Annotated in this window: 12 protein-coding genes and 1 pseudogene; 4 read left to right on the forward strand and 9 right to left on the reverse strand. The window is 63.0% G+C overall.

What is annotated here, in order from left to right; translation table 11 throughout:
* Positions 1-236 precede the first annotated feature (236 nt).
* Positions 237-2,051 (forward strand): ethylbenzene dehydrogenase-related protein, encoded by a 1,815-nt coding sequence (locus tag LMTR21_RS33920; RefSeq protein WP_246174749.1) that lies wholly within the window; start codon positions 237-239, stop codon positions 2,049-2,051.
* The gene (locus LMTR21_RS33925; protein WP_065751895.1) at positions 2,052-3,131 is read left to right on the forward strand and encodes a 2Fe-2S iron-sulfur cluster-binding protein; all 1,080 of its coding nucleotides are present in this window, start codon (positions 2,052-2,054) and stop codon (positions 3,129-3,131) included.
* Between the two features lie 15 nt (positions 3,132-3,146).
* Here the strand turns inward: LMTR21_RS33925 and LMTR21_RS33930 are convergent, their stop codons facing one another.
* On the reverse strand, positions 3,147-4,178 hold the full coding sequence (locus LMTR21_RS33930) for a glutathione S-transferase family protein (protein WP_065751896.1): 1,032 nt from the start codon (positions 4,176-4,178) through the stop codon (positions 3,147-3,149).
* An 88-nt stretch (positions 4,179-4,266) separates the two neighbouring features.
* A complete protein-coding gene (locus tag LMTR21_RS33935) occupies positions 4,267-5,073 on the reverse strand; it encodes an MBL fold metallo-hydrolase (RefSeq protein ID WP_065751897.1) in 807 nt (268 codons plus the stop codon).
* Between the two features lie 316 nt (positions 5,074-5,389).
* On the opposite strand from LMTR21_RS33935, the pseudogene LMTR21_RS42115 reads away from it, so the two are divergent.
* A pseudogene (locus tag LMTR21_RS42115) lies at positions 5,390-5,894 on the forward strand (adenylate/guanylate cyclase domain-containing protein); the annotation flags it as partial.
* Between the two features lie 609 nt (positions 5,895-6,503).
* On the opposite strand, the gene ggt reads toward LMTR21_RS42115, so the two are convergent.
* The 3 genes from ggt to LMTR21_RS33955 are packed head-to-tail and all read right to left on the reverse strand — an operon-like array spanning position 6,504 to position 11,277.
* A complete protein-coding gene (gene ggt / locus LMTR21_RS33945; protein ID WP_084030508.1) occupies positions 6,504-8,126 on the reverse strand; it encodes a gamma-glutamyltransferase in 1,623 nt (540 codons plus the stop codon).
* Between the two features lie 37 nt (positions 8,127-8,163).
* Positions 8,164-9,252, reverse strand: coding sequence for a TRAP transporter substrate-binding protein (locus tag LMTR21_RS33950; RefSeq protein WP_065751899.1), 1,089 nt, complete (start codon positions 9,250-9,252; stop codon positions 8,164-8,166).
* 48 nt (positions 9,253-9,300) lie between these two features.
* On the reverse strand, positions 9,301-11,277 hold the full coding sequence (locus LMTR21_RS33955; protein WP_148636039.1) for a primary-amine oxidase: 1,977 nt from the start codon (positions 11,275-11,277) through the stop codon (positions 9,301-9,303).
* A 143-nt stretch (positions 11,278-11,420) separates the two neighbouring features.
* On the opposite strand from LMTR21_RS33955, the gene LMTR21_RS33960 reads away from it, so the two are divergent.
* On the forward strand, positions 11,421-12,353 hold the full coding sequence (locus LMTR21_RS33960; RefSeq protein ID WP_065751901.1) for a helix-turn-helix domain-containing protein: 933 nt from the start codon (positions 11,421-11,423) through the stop codon (positions 12,351-12,353).
* On the opposite strand, the gene LMTR21_RS33965 is transcribed toward LMTR21_RS33960, so the two are convergent.
* The 4 genes from LMTR21_RS33965 to LMTR21_RS33980 all read right to left on the reverse strand — a co-directional run bounded on the left by LMTR21_RS33965 (position 12,350) and on the right by LMTR21_RS33980 (position 17,114).
* Positions 12,350-13,369: an NAD-dependent epimerase gene (locus tag LMTR21_RS33965; RefSeq protein WP_065752245.1), complete on the reverse strand. Its 1,020-nt coding sequence runs from the start codon at positions 13,367-13,369 to the stop codon at positions 12,350-12,352. The two genes, LMTR21_RS33960 and LMTR21_RS33965, sit on opposite strands and share 4 nt — an antisense overlap.
* Before the next feature lie 51 nt (positions 13,370-13,420).
* Positions 13,421-14,740, reverse strand: coding sequence for a UDP-glucose dehydrogenase family protein (locus LMTR21_RS33970; RefSeq protein ID WP_065751902.1), 1,320 nt, complete (start codon positions 14,738-14,740; stop codon positions 13,421-13,423).
* A 65-nt stretch (positions 14,741-14,805) separates the two neighbouring features.
* Positions 14,806-15,594: an FkbM family methyltransferase gene (locus tag LMTR21_RS33975; RefSeq protein WP_065752246.1), complete on the reverse strand. Its 789-nt coding sequence runs from the start codon at positions 15,592-15,594 to the stop codon at positions 14,806-14,808.
* Positions 15,595-15,680: 86 nt separating this feature from the next.
* The gene (locus tag LMTR21_RS33980; protein WP_065752247.1) at positions 15,681-17,114 is read right to left on the reverse strand and encodes a mannose-1-phosphate guanylyltransferase/mannose-6-phosphate isomerase; all 1,434 of its coding nucleotides are present in this window, start codon (positions 17,112-17,114) and stop codon (positions 15,681-15,683) included.
* Position 17,115 lies beyond the last annotated feature (1 nt).

Genomic DNA, 17,115 nt, shown 5'->3' on the forward strand with positions numbered 1-17,115 from the left:
CCGGTTCGGCTCACGCGGCGGGCACAAAAGAGCTCTTCACCGGCCGATGCCCGCTAACGAACGATCTTGGAAGATGGTCTCAACAACGGCTTGAGCGCCATCATGGGTAATGGCAGCGACATCGGCGGTCGGTGGAGTTCGGCGCCACCGGTTGCTGCCCGGAAGTGAAGTAGCGGGGCGTATGCGTGAGGCAGCGTAAGACGGATTATGGGACCATTATTCTACACTGGACGTTCGTGGCAGCATTCACCGTTGCGCTCGTTACCGGTCTGCGCATTGCGACGGAAGCGCCCGACCGGACCTGGCTCAACTGGTTCGATGCCGTACTGCCGCGCGACAGCGTATGGATCGCCCATATGCAGGCAGCCGTCGTCCTGGTCGCCGTGGCGATCGGCTACATCGTCTACATGGTCCGCTCCGGCCTCGGGCGCCGCGTCCAGCTCGACAGGGTTCGGCTGCGCGGCTTATTCGGGCGCGGACAGGCCAGGTTGAGCGCCGTGATCGCCCTGATGTACTGGATTTTCTTCATCACGATGACCGGACTTCTGGTCAGCGGCGGCCTGCTCTATTTCGGCTTCTACTCCGGTTACGACGTGGCGATGCTGCATTGGGTGGGGACCTGGGTGATCCTCGCCTTTGTCGTCCTTCATGTGCTGACCCAGTTCAAGAGCGGCGGCGTTTCACAATTGCTGCGCATCTTTCGTCCTGCCCCGCTGCCTGCGCCGCCACCGCGGCTCGATGCCGTCGAGTTGCTGGGGATGCTGGCCGAGCAATCGGCGCGCCTGCCGGAATCCGAAAAGGCGGATGCGCCGCCCGAGGTTTCATCCCATCCGCTGGCGCCACGAGCCGACGCGCGACGCGATCGAACGAGTGATCCGGCGCCGCGAACGCCGAGATCGCGAAACCCGACGCTGCAGGCCAATGCGTTCGTCGTCGCGGTCGCCGCTGCGATCACCGGCGCTTCGCTGCTCGTCGCGACCGATCGGCTGGCGGTGGATGGCGTGCACATCCGCCGCATCAATCCCGCCGACGCACCGACCCTCGACGGCGACACGTCCGATCGCGCCTGGCGCGGCGTCAAGCCGTTCTCGCTGTTGACCGGAGAAGGCGGAAATTTCGACGGCAAGGGCGAAGCCAGAATCGAGATCCGCGCGGTGCATGACGGCACCTATGCCTATTTCCTCTTTACCTGGGAAGATTCGACGCGCTCGCTGAAGCACCTGCCGCTCGTCAAGGAAGGCGATGGATGGCACCTGCTTCATTCCGGCTTCCAGATCGGCGACGAGCATCAATACAACGAAGACAAGTTCTCAGTGCTGCTGACTACCTCGGACGTCACGTTGGCGGGCGGCCGAACCTTTCATCCCGGGCCACAGCCGGTCGCCGGCGCGCCGGCCACCATGAGCGGCCGCGGCCTGCACTACACGGCAACCGGTTATGCCGACGTCTGGCAATGGAAGGCGACGAGCAGCGCGAGCGGATGGATGGATGACGCCCATTTCGGACCGCCCGTCGACCCGACCCCGATGCAGGCGGCGAATATCGTTCCCTACAAGGGCGGCTTCGCGCCCGACCCGGGAACGGCAAACTACCGCGACAATTTCACAGTCGAGGCCGACACGTCAGGCGGCTCGCGCCGCAGCCGCCTGATCGCCCCGCTGCGCCTGCCCAAGGTAATCGCCGACACGGCCGCCGCGATGGGAGACATCGATCTCGACCCCAATCACGGCGAAAGCGACGGCGCGCGCTGGTTCATGACCGAACAGGATTCGGTGCCCTATTCAACCAGCATCGACGCCCGCATCCCGATAGGGACCGTGATCCCCGGCGTCATCTTGAACGGCGAATTTTCAGGCGACCGCGCAGATATCAGATCCGCGGCCCGCTGGGCTTCGGGCCATTGGGCGCTCGAGGTGAAGCGCCGGCTCGACACCACAAGTCAGTTCGACGTGCCGATCAGAAGCGGCGTCTTCATGCGGGTCGCCGCGTTCGACCACAGCCAGATCAGACATACAAGGCACGTCCGGCCCATTCGTATCGAGGTGGAATAAATGCCGAAAATTTGCAAAGTCACCATCAACAACGAGCCGTTTCTGGCAAATTGCGGTGAGCTTCTGCTCGATTGGGCGTTGATGAACGGCGTCGATCTTCCGCACGATTGCCGCTCCGGAATCTGCGGCGCCTGCCGCGTGCGGAAGGTCGACGGCCAGGTGTTCGGCGGCCATAGCCCAGGCGACGACATGATTCATGCCTGCCAGGCCCGGATCGTCTCCGATCTCGAGATTGCAATCGAGGCCGCGCCGGAACCGGTGGCGCTGTCGGCGGAAGTGGCGCAGACTGTTCAGCTCGCCCCCGACGTGGTCGGCGTCGACATCGAGCTGCCGAAGCCGCTCGATTACCTTCCCGGCCAGTATTGCAAGCTGCAATTTCAGGGATTCCCGGCAAGGTCCTACAGCCCGACCTATCCGCTGGAAGGCCCTCCTCACGACCGCATCCTGCACTTTCACATCCGAAAGGTCACAGACGGACAGGTATCCTCGGCGCTCGGCCGTGAAATCCAGCCCGGGCATCGCGTCAAACTGACAGGACCGTATGGCCGCGCGTTTTTCAGGAAGGACCATCCGGGACGCATCGTTCTCGTCGCCAGCGGCACCGGCTTTGCCCCGATGTGGTCGGTCGCAGTCGCCGCGATCATGGAGCAGCCGCAGCGCGAAATGGTCTTCATCGTACAGGCCCGCAGCATCCGCTCGCTCTACATGCACGCGGCGCTGTGCCGGCTGGCGCTGTTTCCCAACGTCACACTGCTTCCGATGGTGTCGGAGCCGCAGCAAATCTCGCATGCCATTCAAAGCGGCCGGCCGACCGATCATCTGCCAAAGCTCACGCCGGATGACGTGGTCTATACCGCGGGCGCGCCGGCGATGACCGATGCGGTGGCGCGGATCGCCAAGGCCGCGGGCGCCCGGTGCTACACCGACCCGTTCGTGCAGGAGGCGCGGACGGTGGAGCAGACCGGCCTGATGTCGCGCCTCACCGGCTGGCTCAGCGAGCCCAAGAGCGGATCTGTCCCGCTGCAACCGGCAGCGCCGATGCCGCGCGGCATGGCCACGGTCGGAGCCGGCAGCCGCTAAACGGCCGCGCCAAAATCACGCGGCGGGAGACAGCAGCTGTTCGCATCCGGTGCCGGCGATGATCGACGACACCGCCTGCCGTGCGGCATCGTCGAGCCTGGCGTATTCCTCGCCGATCCACTTGATGCATTTGGCCTGATACGGGAACGGCTCCTGCACCCATGGCAGGCCGTCCACTTCGGTCTCGACCGTTTTCGCGCCCTGCATGACTGCCTTGGCATTTGCCAGCATCACCGGGACGTAGACCCGGCCCATTTCGACGAACAGGTCCTTCAGCGTCGCCGGAATATTGTCGCGCGATATCCAGTCGGACTCGGCCGGTTCGACGCCGGAAAGATCTTCCAGCACTTCGGTCCAGGCGAACAGACGCGGCGCCTCGCTGAGCGTGATTGCCGTCGGCGTCGGATCGAACCGCGCCAGTTGGGTCAACTGGCCATAGGCCGCGAAATCCGACGTGCCCGGCCGCGCGCCCATCAGGAACGGATGATATTCCAAATGGCGTTTCATGGCGCCGAGATAGCGGCGAAAGCTCGCCTCGATGACAGGCGCGGTGATGTCGTTCGAGCCGACCACGTAGAGACGCGAGATCTGCCGGTCCTTGATGAAGGCCTTCATCGGCGCCAGCACAGATTCGGTCATCGGCTTCACCGACCAGCGCGGCAATATTTCCCCGGCTTGGTCCGCATCCTGAGGAAAATGCCAGCGATAGTGAAACATCGCCTTGGTGAGCCATTCATCGGCAAAGTCCTCGAGCAGATAATCGAGGAAGGCAATCGCCGGGTCTGACGGCACGAGCTTGCGATCAGGATAGTCGCGCTCGAAACGGCGCAGCAGCGGCGTCGAATCGACGACCGCTTCGACCGAGCCGTCGTCTTTGGTGAAATAGAACGTCGGAAGCAGCTGCGGCTTTGGCTTGGGCAGATCGGTCGGCGTACGGTGCGAGCCGACCAGAAGGCGATAGGGAATGCGGCGGTAGCGCAGCGCCGCCAGCATCTTGCGCGTATAGGGCGAACCCGGCGCTCCCAGCAAAAGCAAAGGCGATGACATCGTGCTTCCCCCGTTTCTTGTTTGGTATCGATACTGCCAACAACAGGACGGGCGGAGAAGCCATAAGGATGGGATTGACCGGCCGCTTCTAACCGGAGATCGCTGCGATATACCGCCGGACGGACATTTCGAACGCCGCCTTGGCGTTGTCGGCGATGTTGCGGCCCCACCATGCGCCGTAGATGCGATCGAACGCCAGCGGCTCGACCGCGCGCGCGATCCGGCACACCGCTGTGGCGTTGAGCGGAATGTAATTCGGATAGCTGTACATGAAGCTGAGGGAGCGGCGGTCCATCGCCACCATCGCAACGTCGCCGGTGAGCAGCGCGCCCTGCCCTTGCGCGCCCGCGCGCCAGTGCAGGATCGTGCCGCCTGCGAAATGTCCGCCGGTTCGCACCAGCATGATGTCGTCTGAAATCTGGTGGGTGTCACCAGTCCATGGCACGATGGCGGAATGTTGCCGCGTGACGAAGGCACGATCGTCGCCATGCAGATAGACCGGCACGCCGCCGAACGCTTCGCTCCAGTCGGCGACCGCGCCATAGTAATGTGGATGCGAAACGGCAATCGCCTTCAAGCCACCCAGCGAGCGGACGTATTCGATAGCTTCCGTTGTAGCCAGCGGCACGCAATCCCACATCACGCAGCCATCGGCCTCGGGCACCAGCAGCGCGCGCTGCCCGATCGCGAAACCCGGCTGCATGCTGATGCCGGGAATGCCGAGATCGTCACGCCAGACGAGCTTGTAACGTTTCGCCAATTTCTCGCGGGCGATCCACGTCTGGCCGTTCCAGTTCACATACTGCCGCTCGTCCTCACAGACGGGGCACACGGCCGGCGGCTCAACGCTTTCGGGAAACTGGGCGCCACATTGTTCGCAAGTCCATAGCGGCATCGGCGTACTCCCATCCGATAGAGTGGTAACGCAAATGGAGCGGTCGACCAACGGCCAGCCAGGCAGGGCAAATCGCCGCTCTGTCGCTGTCGCACGCTTCGCCGAACGCGAAGCGACCGGGCAAAAACCGCAGCATTTCGGTAACTTACGGGAGGGTTCGGTATTGCGGCCCGGATGGACGGCGGATAGGCTTCGCTTGACGCCAACCGGATTGACGGGTTCCGCGAAGTTTGCGCCGGCACCGCCGTCATCATCCCCGGTTGGTCTAACCTGGGAGCATTCTGCTGCGACCAATTTTATTCGGGATACCATCTTCATGAGGCGCAAGCTCGCCGCAATTCTGGTAGCCCACATTGCCGACTACGGCAGGTTGGTCGCCGATGACGAAGAAGAGACCCTGCGGCGATTGGCGTCCTGTCGATCCGCCACCGACGGCCTCATTGCGATGGGGGGCGGCCGCATTTTCAATACCGCAGGTGATGCGCTTCTTGCAGAATTCTCCAGCGCAGTCGAAGCGGTACGCTGCGCCATCGATATCCAGGAAAGCCTGCGCACGCGGAATCTCGCGTATCCTGGCAGCCGGCAGATGAGCTATCGCATCGGCATTGGCATCGGCGACGTGGTTGAGCGCGAGGGCGATCTGCTCGGCGATGGCGTCAATATCGCCGCTCGCCTTGAGGGCCTGGCCGAAGTTGGCGGCATCTGTATTTCACGCGCGGTGCATGAGCAGGTCGCCAACAAGCTGTCCGCGCGATTTATCGACATCGGCGCGCGGAAGGTGAAGAATATTCCGGCGCCGGTTCATGCCTATATCGTAGCGACATGGGACGATGGCCACGCTTATGGAGCGCCACGGTCGACTGCCACGCCGGCAAGAACAAGATCGGCGAGGTGGCTTTCGGTCGCCCTCATCGGCGCCTTCACGCTGTGCACTGCAGTCTTTACTTACTTTCTTGCAACCCAGAGGCCTGACAGTAACCCTTTGCCAAGCTCAACTGCTGCCGCGGCGTTGCCGCCGGTGTCGACGACCCCACCCCCGACATCGACATCGCCAACGCCGGCTCCAGCCATCCGTCGCACCAGTTCGACTAAAAACGAATCGGAGGTGACAAAGCGTTCCTTTCAATCCTGCAAGGATCTTGCAGCTCAACGCGGTTGGGGTAACAACGAGACGCCCGGAAAGACGACCTTTATCACCGCGTGCATGAAAGGCGATCTTTGATCGAGATCGACGTCTGCCTTCGCGTTTCATCCAATGGCTGTGCCAAATCTCGCCAGGTGACTTGAGCGCGCCGTTGATCAAATGACCTAGAGCATGATCCGGACCCGCAGGGCCGCGTTAGCGCAAAGTGTGTAGCGGTTTTCCGAAAAGATCATGCTCAAACAAAAAGATAAAGCGGGATGACGATTCGAAGAAAAGTCATCCCGCTTTAGTACCCGATAGCTGCGCCATCGCTGCGCGGGTCGGAACCGCCGCTCAGCATGCCGTTCTGCCCGTCGATCGTGATGCCATGCGCGTGGCCGGCCATTTCGTTCCAGGCGTCCCATCGGTCGATGGTGTGACCGCGCTGCGCGAGGGCCTCCATCGTATCCGCAGCAAAGCGGCCCTCAATATGCAGCGTGTCGCGCGCCTCGCCGAGCGCGAAGCGGCCGGAAAGGAATCGCGGCATCTCGATCGCTTCCTGGATGTCGAGGCCGAAATCGATCATGGCTGCATAGAGCTGCATCTGGATTTGCGGCTGGCCATCCGCCCCCATGCAGCCGAGCACGCTCCAGAGTTTTCCGTCGCGCTTGGCCATCGAGGCAATCAGCGTGTGCAGCGGGACCTTGCCGGGTTCGAGGCGATTGGGATGGTTGTGATCCAGCGAGAAATAGGCGCCACGATTTTGCAGGATGACGCCGGTCTTGCCAGCGACCACGCATGAGCCGAATGCGCCATACAGGCTCTGGATCAGCGATGCCGCATTGCCGTCGCGGTCGACGGCGGCGACATAGACCGTATCACCGGACAGGCTGCCGTATGACGGCACCATGTCCCATCTCAATGCCGACCTGCCGTCGATCAGCCGGCCGCGTTCGACCGCGTATTCCTTCGATATCAGCCGTTCGACTGGCACCTCGGCAAAGCAGGGATCGGCAAGCACCTGATCGCGGTCGTGATAGGCAATCTGCTTGGCCTGCACCAGCAGATGGACATGGTCGGGCCCGAGGAAATCCTTTCGGTGCAGTTCGTGCGGCTCGACAAGATTGAGCATTTCGAGCACGGCAAAACCCTGCGTCGGTGGCGGCGTGTTGAAGATGGTGACGTCGCGGTAGCGGCCAACCAACGGCGCGCCCCAGACAGATTTTTGCCGGCTGAAATCGGCAGACCGGAACAGACCGCCTCTCTCTTCCGAAACGCGCGACATCTCGGCGGCGACCGGTCCGCCGTAAAAGCCCTGCCAGCCATCGACCGCGATCGATTGAAGCGTGCAGGCAAGGTTTGCATTGGTGAGCTTCGTCCCCGGCACCGCGGCCACGCCTTGCGGAAAGAACAGCGCGGCGGCTTCGCGATCCCCGAGCAGATCATCGCGCATCATCTCGATGAAGCTTGCGAGGCGACCGGTGACCGGAAAGCCATCGCCGGCATAGCCGATCGCGCTTTCGAGCACGCGCCGGAGCGGCAATCGCCCGTAAGTCGCATGCGCCTCGGTCCAGCTCGCCACCGCGCCCGGCACCGTCAGCGTCGCCGGGATGATGCCCCGCAGCGGGATTTCCTTCAGGCCCCGCTGCTTGATCGACGACAGCGTGGCGCCCTCGGCCGCCTTGCCGCCGCCATTGAGGTAGCGGATCTCGCCGCTGGCGCCATCATGGATGAGCCAGAACGCGTCGCCGCCGAGACCGGTCATGTGCGGATAGACCACCGCGAGCACGCTGCTCGCCGCAATCGCGGCATCGATCGCCGAACCTCCGGCGCGAAGCACGTCGAGGCCGGCCGCAGAGGCAAGCGAATGCGGCGACGTCACCATGCCGTTCGACGCCAGCGTGACGGGCCGGCCGGTACGAATATCCAATTCAAGCCCCCGATTTTGCCGAGCCGTCAGACAGCAATCAGGCGCGGATCCGCCGGATCATGTAATTGTCGTAGGTGGCCTCGCAGACCTGATGCCACTGATACTGTTCGTTGCGGAATGCGATCGTGGAATCGTACAGCGCCTTGAACTTCGGGTTCTTGGCCGAGACCTCGGCAAACAGTTCGTTGGTCGCCTTGAACGACGCGTCCAGAATATCGTTCGAGAATAGCCGCAGTTGCGCCCCGGCCGCAACCAGGCGCTTGATGGCGGCAGCGTTGCGCGCGTCATATTTGGCCGTCAGGTCGGCCGCGACCTGGCCGGCGGCAATCGTCACCATGTTCTGATAGAGCTTTGGCAACTCGGCCCATTTCGCGCTGTTGATATAGAGGAAGCCGTTTGCGCATCCTTCCCACCAGCCGGGATAGTAGTAATAGGGTGCGACTTTCAGGAAGCCGAGCTTCTCGTCGTCATAGGGACCGATCCACTCGGCGGCGTCGATCGTGCCCTTTTCCAGCGCCGGGTAGATATCGCCCGGCGGAATCTGCTGCGGCACGATGCCGAGCCGACTCAGCACCTGCCCCGCGACCCCGCCGACGCGGAATTTCAATCCCTTGAGGTCGTCGAGCGACTTGATCTCCTTGCGAAACCAGCCGCCCATCTGCGCGGTGGTGTTGCCAAAGGGTATGCCGTAAATGCCGAACGTGCCATAGAGCTCGTTGAGCATGTCGAGGCCGCCGCCATAGGCGAGCCAGGCATTCATCTGCCGCGTGTTGAGGCCGAACGGAACGGCGGTGCCGAACGCGAACGCGAGATCCTTGCCGATGTAATAGTAGGAAGCGCTGTTGCCCATCTCGACGGTGTTGTTCGCCACCGCGTCGAAGACCTGAAACGCAGGCACGATCTCGCCCGGACCGTACACACTGATCTGGAATTTCTGGTCCGACAGATCGGCGATCGCCTTGGCAAACATGTCGCAGGCGCCGTAGAGCGTATCCAGCGTCTTCGGAAATGACGTGGTCAGGCGCCAGCGCACGGCGGGAGCGGACTGGGCGATGGCCGGCGCGGCGACGGCGGTCGAGGCGACGGCGGCACCGGCGGCCGTCTTGAGGAGCCTCCTGCGATTCATGGTCAGTCCCCTTATCTGGTGAAATGAAGAAACGAATCCACGGAACCGTCAGCCGCAACACGACCCCTTGTCGCGGTTGTCACGGCTGGCGCTGTTACGGTCGGGCGGCAGGTCCATCGCCGGATTCTCGGCAAAGAAGCCGTTCGGCTTCAAGGTGAAGCCGACATATTCGACCGGCATCACCGGAAAATCCTCCGGACGGCAGACATGCGTCGCGCCAAAGCTGTGCCAGACGACGATGTCCTCGTTTTCGATGGCGCGGTTCTGGGCAATGTATTTCGGCAGACCGTCACCGCCGGCGTGCTGGTTCGGAAATTCGCCGCTCGCATAGCGCTCGTCGGGCGCATAGCGCGTCACCCAGACATGCTTGGTGGCGAAACCGCCGCGCGAGGTCATGTAGCAGCCCTCCTGCGCCAGCATCGCCGGCGCGCTGTGCGCAATGAGCTTATACGCCGTCGGGCCGCCGACGCTGTTCTTTTTGTTGGGATTGGCGATCTTCCAGTAGCGCCCGGTGCGGCCGTCGGCCTCCCGAGCTGCATCGCGCTCGCGCGAAAGCGTTCGGGCCGTGACGTCGAACACGTTGCCGTATGGATTGTCCGTGCCCCACGGCCGCGGGCGGAATTCGTGTTCGGTGACGGTGTTGCCGTCACCGTCGAGCATCATGTGCAGGCGGGCGTTGAAGAAGTGCTGATGGGTCGGTCCGCCCAAATTTTCGGCGACCATGCCGCCCCACGGATAACCCTTGCCCGCGGCGATCGCCGCGGTCTGGATGATGCCGGTCAATTTGACTTCGAGCTGGATGGTGCCGTCCTGGTAAAAGTACCAGAAGAAGCCGTAGTCGTAATTGCCGACGGTGGTGAAGAAGGAGATGACGAGGCGGCGCGAGCGGCGGACCTCGAACGTCTCGTTACGGAACTCGTAATGCTTCCAGAGGATCCCGTAATCCTCCTCATGCAGGCAGATCGCATTTTTCATGACGCTCGGCTTGCCGTAGTCGTCGGCAACCGGCACGTCGAAATAATGGATGTGGCCGAGGCAGTCGCAGCCGAGTTCGAGCGCATTGGCGAGCTTGCCCAATCCATACTCGCCGGCATCGAAGGCGCATTTCCAGAAATGGTTGGCGGTCGGATCGGCATAGGGCACGATCATGTCGGTGACGCTGGCGCGATAGACGATCGGCCGCTCGCGCCCGCCATCGCGAAATGAGATCTGGTGCAGCACGAGGCCTTCGCGTGCGGTCCAGCCGACGCGGAATGACCAGTTCTGCCAAGAGACCTTCCAGCCGTCGACCGTAAAGCTCGGGCCTTCCTTCTGCACGACGTCCAGCGGCTTGACGTCCTTGCGCGTTTGCGGGATCGACGCGCGGTCGTAGTTGCGCGACTTTTTCGGGATCGGAATGATGTCTGCTTCATCGACCAGATGGACGATCCTGTTCTCGATCAGGTCGACCAGCGCCACCACGCCTTCGATCGGGTGGGCATAGCCATTGTCCTTGAGATCGCTGCGCCAGTACGACACCGCGCTGACGAGCCGCCGGCCCTTCTCCACCTCGCGGTCGAAATAACCGGCCGAGAACGGATCGACCTGGACCAGCTCGATGTCCTTGTCATCGAGGCCTCGCCGCTTCATTGCGCGACGCCAGTCCGCGTCGGCCTTGACGATGTCGCCGACCTTGAACACCTCCTCGATGGTGATCGGCGGCTGGCCGTAAGGATGGGCCTTGGTCGAATATTCCTGCCACGCCGTCACCGACTTTGATTCAAGGTCCACCGTGGCGACATGCGTCGCGCCGGTCTTGCAGTCGAACAGGGTAGCAGCGGCCCGCCGTGGCGGCCCGGCCGCCGGTTTCCATCCGAGAACGTCGGATTTGGCCGGCTCTTCGAGCTGCACATGGGTAAATCGCGTATCCGGGCCAAGCTTCTTGATCCGCTGCAATATGTCAGCGGCCAGCGCGACCTCGGCCTCGCTGAGCGGATCGAGCGGATGACTGGCCTGCGCCAGGACGGAAGGTTTTGTGCGTGCCATATCGGGCCGGATGGATAGGGTTCGCAGGCAGGCTAAGCCGCTCCGCTCCGGGCGTCTTGAATGAGCCTGCCAACTCTGGCCCTTGCCAGACCCACCGGTCATGGGCGACGCTGCGGCGCCACATACCGGAACCTAGCCACGCGATGCCGATCAGCGTCTCCACCGACCCGATCCGTCCGACCGAACGGGCGGCCTATTGGACCGAAGCGATCTGCCGGTCGTTCGCCCATGTCGAGACGCGGCCACTCGGTTCCGCTGTGGTCAGCGGCCATTTCGAATTCGTCGAGATCGGCGGGGCGAAGCTCGTCCGTTTCGACTCTAGCCCGCAATGCTACACCCGCGATGCCCGGCTGGTGAGCCGCGCCGGTTCCGACGAATTCATGTTCGATTTTCAGCGCCGCGGCCGAAGCTCGATGGTGCAGGCCGGAAACGAGGGCACGATCGATCCCGGCTATGGCGTGCTCTACGATGCGCGGCGCCCGTTCGAGGATCGGCTGTTCGGCCCCGGACAGCGCGTGGAGTTGCTGATCGCAACCGTCCCCGCCGCCGCGCTGTTGCGGTCCGTTCCCGGGGCGGAGCGGTTCTGCGCCAGGCCTGTGCCGCTATCCGGGACGGTAGCGCGTTCGATTGCCGCGCTGTTTCGCGACACGATTTCCTTATCCGATGCGCCGGCGCGACAGGGCGAGCCTGATATCGTTGCCTATCTGTCGGCCCTGCTGCGTCTCGCCGCCGGCGCCAGCCATGCGCTGTCCCGGCCCGACCTGTTCGGTCTAATCGATGTCTATCTGCGGGCCAACATCGCCGCCATACGGCCGGTGCCGGCGCTCGCCGCCGAGTTCGGCGTTTCCGAGCGGACGTTTCATCGCATCTTCGCCGACCGCGAGACCACGTTCGAGCGGCACGTGCTTCATCTGCGTGTCGAACGGTTCAAAGACCTGCTGCAGCAGCTGACCAACGTTCCGATCGCGCGGCTTGCGCATCAGTGCGGTTTTGCCGACGCCGCCCATGCTACCCGCACGTTCAAGGACCGGTTCGGCACCACGCCACGGAATTTTCGCGCAAGCGCCGCGGGCTAGGCCGCGCGATGATAGCCGCGATACCAGGCCGCGAACTTCTGGATGCCATCCTCGATCGGCGTCGCCGGGCGAAAGCCGACATCACGCACGAGGTCATCGACATCGGCATAGGTCGTCGGCACGTCGCCGGGCTGCATCGGCAACAATTCCTTTTTGGCCTTGCGCCCGAGCTCCTGCTCGAGGACATCGAGCACGTGCAGCAGTTGCTGCGGCTTGTTGTTGCCGACATTATAGATCCGCCAGGGCGCGGCGCTCGATCCCGGGTCCAGGGCGTCACCGAGGCCGAGCTGCCCGCCTTGCGGCGCGCGATCGATCAGGCGAACCAGCGCTTCCGTCACATCGTCGATATAGGTGAAGTCGCGAAGCATCCGGCCACCATTGAACAACTTGACGGGATCGCCGCGGACGATCGCATCCGCGAACACGAACAGCGCCATGTCGGGCCGATACCATGGGCCGTACACCGTGAAGAACCGCAGGCCGGTGCACGGGATGCCGTAGAGATGGCTGTATGAATGGGCCATCAGCTCGTTGGCCTTCTTGCTCGCGGCATAGAGGCTGATCGGGTGATCGACATTGTCATGCACCGAGAACGGCAGCTTCCTGTTGGCGCCGTAGACGGATGACGAGGACGCGAACAGCAGATGACGGCAGCCATTGTGCCGGCATCCCTCCAGAACGTTGGTGAAGCCGACCAGATTGGCATCGACATAGGCGTGCGGATCCTTCAGCGAGTAACGCACGCCCGCCTGCGCAGCCAGATGGATGACGACGGGAAACCGATGGCGCGCGAACAGCGCCGGTATCGCCACGCGATCCGCCACATCGAGCTCTTCGAACTGGAAGCGCGGATCGTTGCGGAGAATAGTGAGCCGGGCCGCCTTCAGTTGCGGATCATAGTACGAATTGAGGTTGTCGATCCCGACCACGCGGTGACCGGATTGCAGCAACCGCTGCGCCACGTGGAATCCGATGAATCCCGCGGTCCCCGTTACCAGAATTGCCTGATCCGCAATCATCATATGCGTGTATCCCTAATCAGCCGATGTCATGACGGCTCGTGTCCTTCAGTACGCCACCGATTTCGGCCGCCCAACACCGCAATACAGAAAGCCGTTCCGCTCCACTTCCTCCGGAGAGTAGATGTTGCGGAGATCGACGATGACGGGACAGGCCATGATGGCGGACAGCTCTTTGAGGTCCAGCGCCCGGAATTGCTCCCATTCCGTGACGATGACGAGCGCGTGGCAGCCTTTGGCGCAGCGATAGGCGCTCTCGCAGAAGGTGACGTTCTCGAACACCTTCCTCGCCTGCTCCATGCCGACGGGATCGAACACGCGCACCTCGGCGCCCATGTCCTGCAGCGCAGTAATCAGTGGAATCGACGGCGCGTCGCGCATGTCGTCGGTCTCGGGCTTGAAGGTGACGCCGAGGACCGCAATGGATTTGCCGCGGATGTTGCCGCCGAACGCGTTGGCGACCTTGCGCGCCATCGCCCGCTTGCGCTGGTCGTTGACGGCGACCACTGTTTCTACAATGCGCAGCGGCGATGCATTGTCCTGGCCGGTCTTGATCAGCGCCATCGCGTCCTTTGGAAAGCAGGAGCCGCCGAAGCCCGGCCCGGCATGCAGGAATTTCTGGCCGATCCGGTTGTCGAGACCGATCCCGCGCGCGACTTCCTGCACATTGGCACCGACCTTTTCGGCGAGGTCCGCGATCTCGTTGATGAAGGCGATCTTGGTGGCGAGGAAGGAGTTCGCGGCGTATTTCGTCAGCTCCGCGGTGCGGCGGTCGGTATAGAGGATCGGGGAAGCGTTGAGGTGAAGCGGCCGGTACACCTCGGCCATTACGCTGCGGGCGCGCGCGTCATCCGTTCCGATCACGATCCGGTCGGGGTGCTTGAAGTCGCGGATCGCCGCCCCTTCACGCAAGAATTCGGGATTGGAGACGACGGCAACCGTGGCGGCCGGATTCTCTTCGCGGATGATGCGTTCGACCTCGTCGCCCGTTCCAACCGGAACCGTCGACTTGGTGACCACCACCGCCCGATCGGGAAGCGCGCCCGCAATCTCGCGCGCCGCCGTGTAGACATAGGACAGATCGGCATGCCCGTCGCCGCGGCGCGACGGCGTGCCGACCGCGATGAACACCACCTCCGCTTCGCTGACCGCCGATTTCAGATCACTCGCGAACGACAGGCGCCCCTGGTCGACATTTCGCGCCACCAGTTCGGCGAGTCCCGGCTCATGAATCGGCATCTCTCCGCTGTTGAGGCTAGCAACTTTTTCTGCGTTGCTGTCGATACAGACGACCTGATGCCCGAAATCGGAAAAACACGCGCCTGACACCAGCCCGACATAGCCGGCGCCGATCATTGCTATATGCATTACGGATCCTGTCTGAGGAGCCGCGCGGCCCGAGGCCGCGCCGGCGGGATAGGCGAAACGAGGAGCTAGCCGCTCAATATCGATTCACCGTCGAGATGGCGGGGAAAGAAAAAGAAGTTGTTGACGTAGAACTGACCGTCCTTGCGACCGCCATCCGGCCGTAACGCATCGGCGTCCTGAAGCGTTCCAGGATCGAACGCCTCGACGTCAATCACTTCATTGTCCTTAAGGAAGAACCCCCGATAGGATCTACTGCGGAAGAATTCGAACACCGAGCGTGTCGCCGCAGCGCGGTGGCGGTCTTCCGCCTCCACCAGGAATACCGGCTGGCACCGCTCCAAAAGTTCGACAGCGCCGTTGAGAACGTTCAACTCGTGGCCTTCGACGTCGATTTTCACGAACGCCACATCCTGATCAATCACCGCATCGAGCCGCGCGATCGGCACGTGGGCGGAGATCATTTTAGCCGATGAATCGGTTCGCGCCTCGAGCGAAGCAAGGCCATGGACCAGGCCGTCATCGCCTTTCGGGATGAACAATTCGGCATCGCCGTCATGGTCAGACAGCGCAATCTCGTGGACGCTGACGTTCCGTGCCGAGGTCCGGCGCAACAGCCTGGCCATCTGCTGCGAAGGCTCGAAGGCATGGACCTGCCGGGAAAGGCGCGCCAGTCGCCGCGTGTAGAGGCCGCAATTCGCGCCGACGTCGACCGTCACCGCGTCATCGGGGATCACTTTTTCGAGATAGGACAGTTCCCGCTCCGCCGATTTCGGGCGCTTCATGAAATGCCACTGCAGCCAGATCGATGGAAACGCGTCCTTCACCAGCTCCTTTACCTGCTGTTTTGCATTCATGGCCGCCTCCCTTGGTGTCGCGCGCATGCTCTTGCCGCGGCGTGCGCCGTCCCCGATGCGGATGCTGCCTCTCATCCGGCCGCGCCTCAGACGCGATCATAGATATCCTGTACGCGAACGATGTCGTCCTCGCCGAGATAGGCGCCCGACTGGACCTCGATAAGGTTGAGCGGAACCTTTCCGGGATTCTCCAGACGATGCATGCATCCCAGGGGGACGAAGATCGATTCATTCTCGCGCAGCAGGATTTCCTCGTCGTCGCGCGTGACGATCGCGGTGCCGTTCACCACGACCCAATGCTCGGCGCGGTGATAATGTTTTTGCAGCGACAGCTTGGCGCCGGGATTGACGGTGATGCGCTTGACCTGGAACCGCTCGCCGGCGTGGATCGACTGATAGTAGCCCCAGGGACGATGGACGCTGTGGGTCTGCGTCGCCGAACGATGACCGTTCGCCTTCAGACGCTCGACCAGCTTTCCGACATCCTGATCGCGCTTGCGGCTGGTCACCAGCACCACGTCCGGCGACGTGGCGATGACGAGATCCTCGACGCCGAGCGCCGCGACCAATTGTCCGTCACCCCGGACGTAGCACCCCGACGCATCCTCCACGACCGCGTCGCCGATGACGACGTTGCCTGATTGATCCTTGTCGGCCATCGACCACAAGGCTGACCAGCTTCCGACATCGCTCCAGTCGAACGTGGCGGGAACGACCACCGCGTTTTCGGTCTTTTCCATGATCGCGTAGTCGATCGAGATCGCCGGGCAAGCCTCGAAGGCACGCTCGTCGAGGCGAAGAAAATCGAGGTCGCGGGTGGCGCCGGTCAGCGCCTTGCGGCAGGCGGCGAGAACCTCCGGCGCGCGATGCGCCAATTCGTCGATGAACTGCCGCGCCGGCAGCAGAAATATTCCGCTGTTCCAGACATGCTCGTCGCACGCCAGCAGGCGCTCGACCGTCACCAGATCCGGCTTCTCGACGAAGCCGGCGACGCTGCGAATGGGCGACGCGGCATCCAGCTCATCGCCCATCCGGATATAGCCGAACCCAGTCGCCGCCGATGAAGGCCGGACGCCGTACAGGACGAAGCGGCCGTAGCGGGCGGCGGTAATGCCAGTCGAGATGGCCGCGCGGAACGCCGCGTGGTCGCTCACCCAGTGATCGACCGGCATCGCCAGTATCACGGCGTCGGGGTCGGATTCGCTGGCGAGCAACGCGGCAATCGCCACCGCGGGTGCGGTATTTCTGCCGACCGGTTCGAGCACGATGGTTGGACGATCGACCCCGACCGCGCGCAGCTGTTCGCCGATCGCGAATCGATGCTCGGCGTTCGCGATTACCATCGGATCGGTAAACAGCGCGCGATCCTCGACCCGCAGCGCCGTTTGCTGCAGCAGGGTGTTTTCGCCCAGCAGCGAGAGCAGTTGCTTGGGGTAGGTTTCGCGCGAGAGCGGCCATAGCCGCGAGCCGGCGCCACCTGACAGGAGAACGGGTACAATACGGCCCCGCGGCTCGATCATC

The sequence above is a fragment of the Bradyrhizobium paxllaeri genome (genome assembly GCF_001693515.2).
GTDB classification, from domain to species: domain Bacteria; phylum Pseudomonadota; class Alphaproteobacteria; order Rhizobiales; family Xanthobacteraceae; genus Bradyrhizobium; species Bradyrhizobium paxllaeri.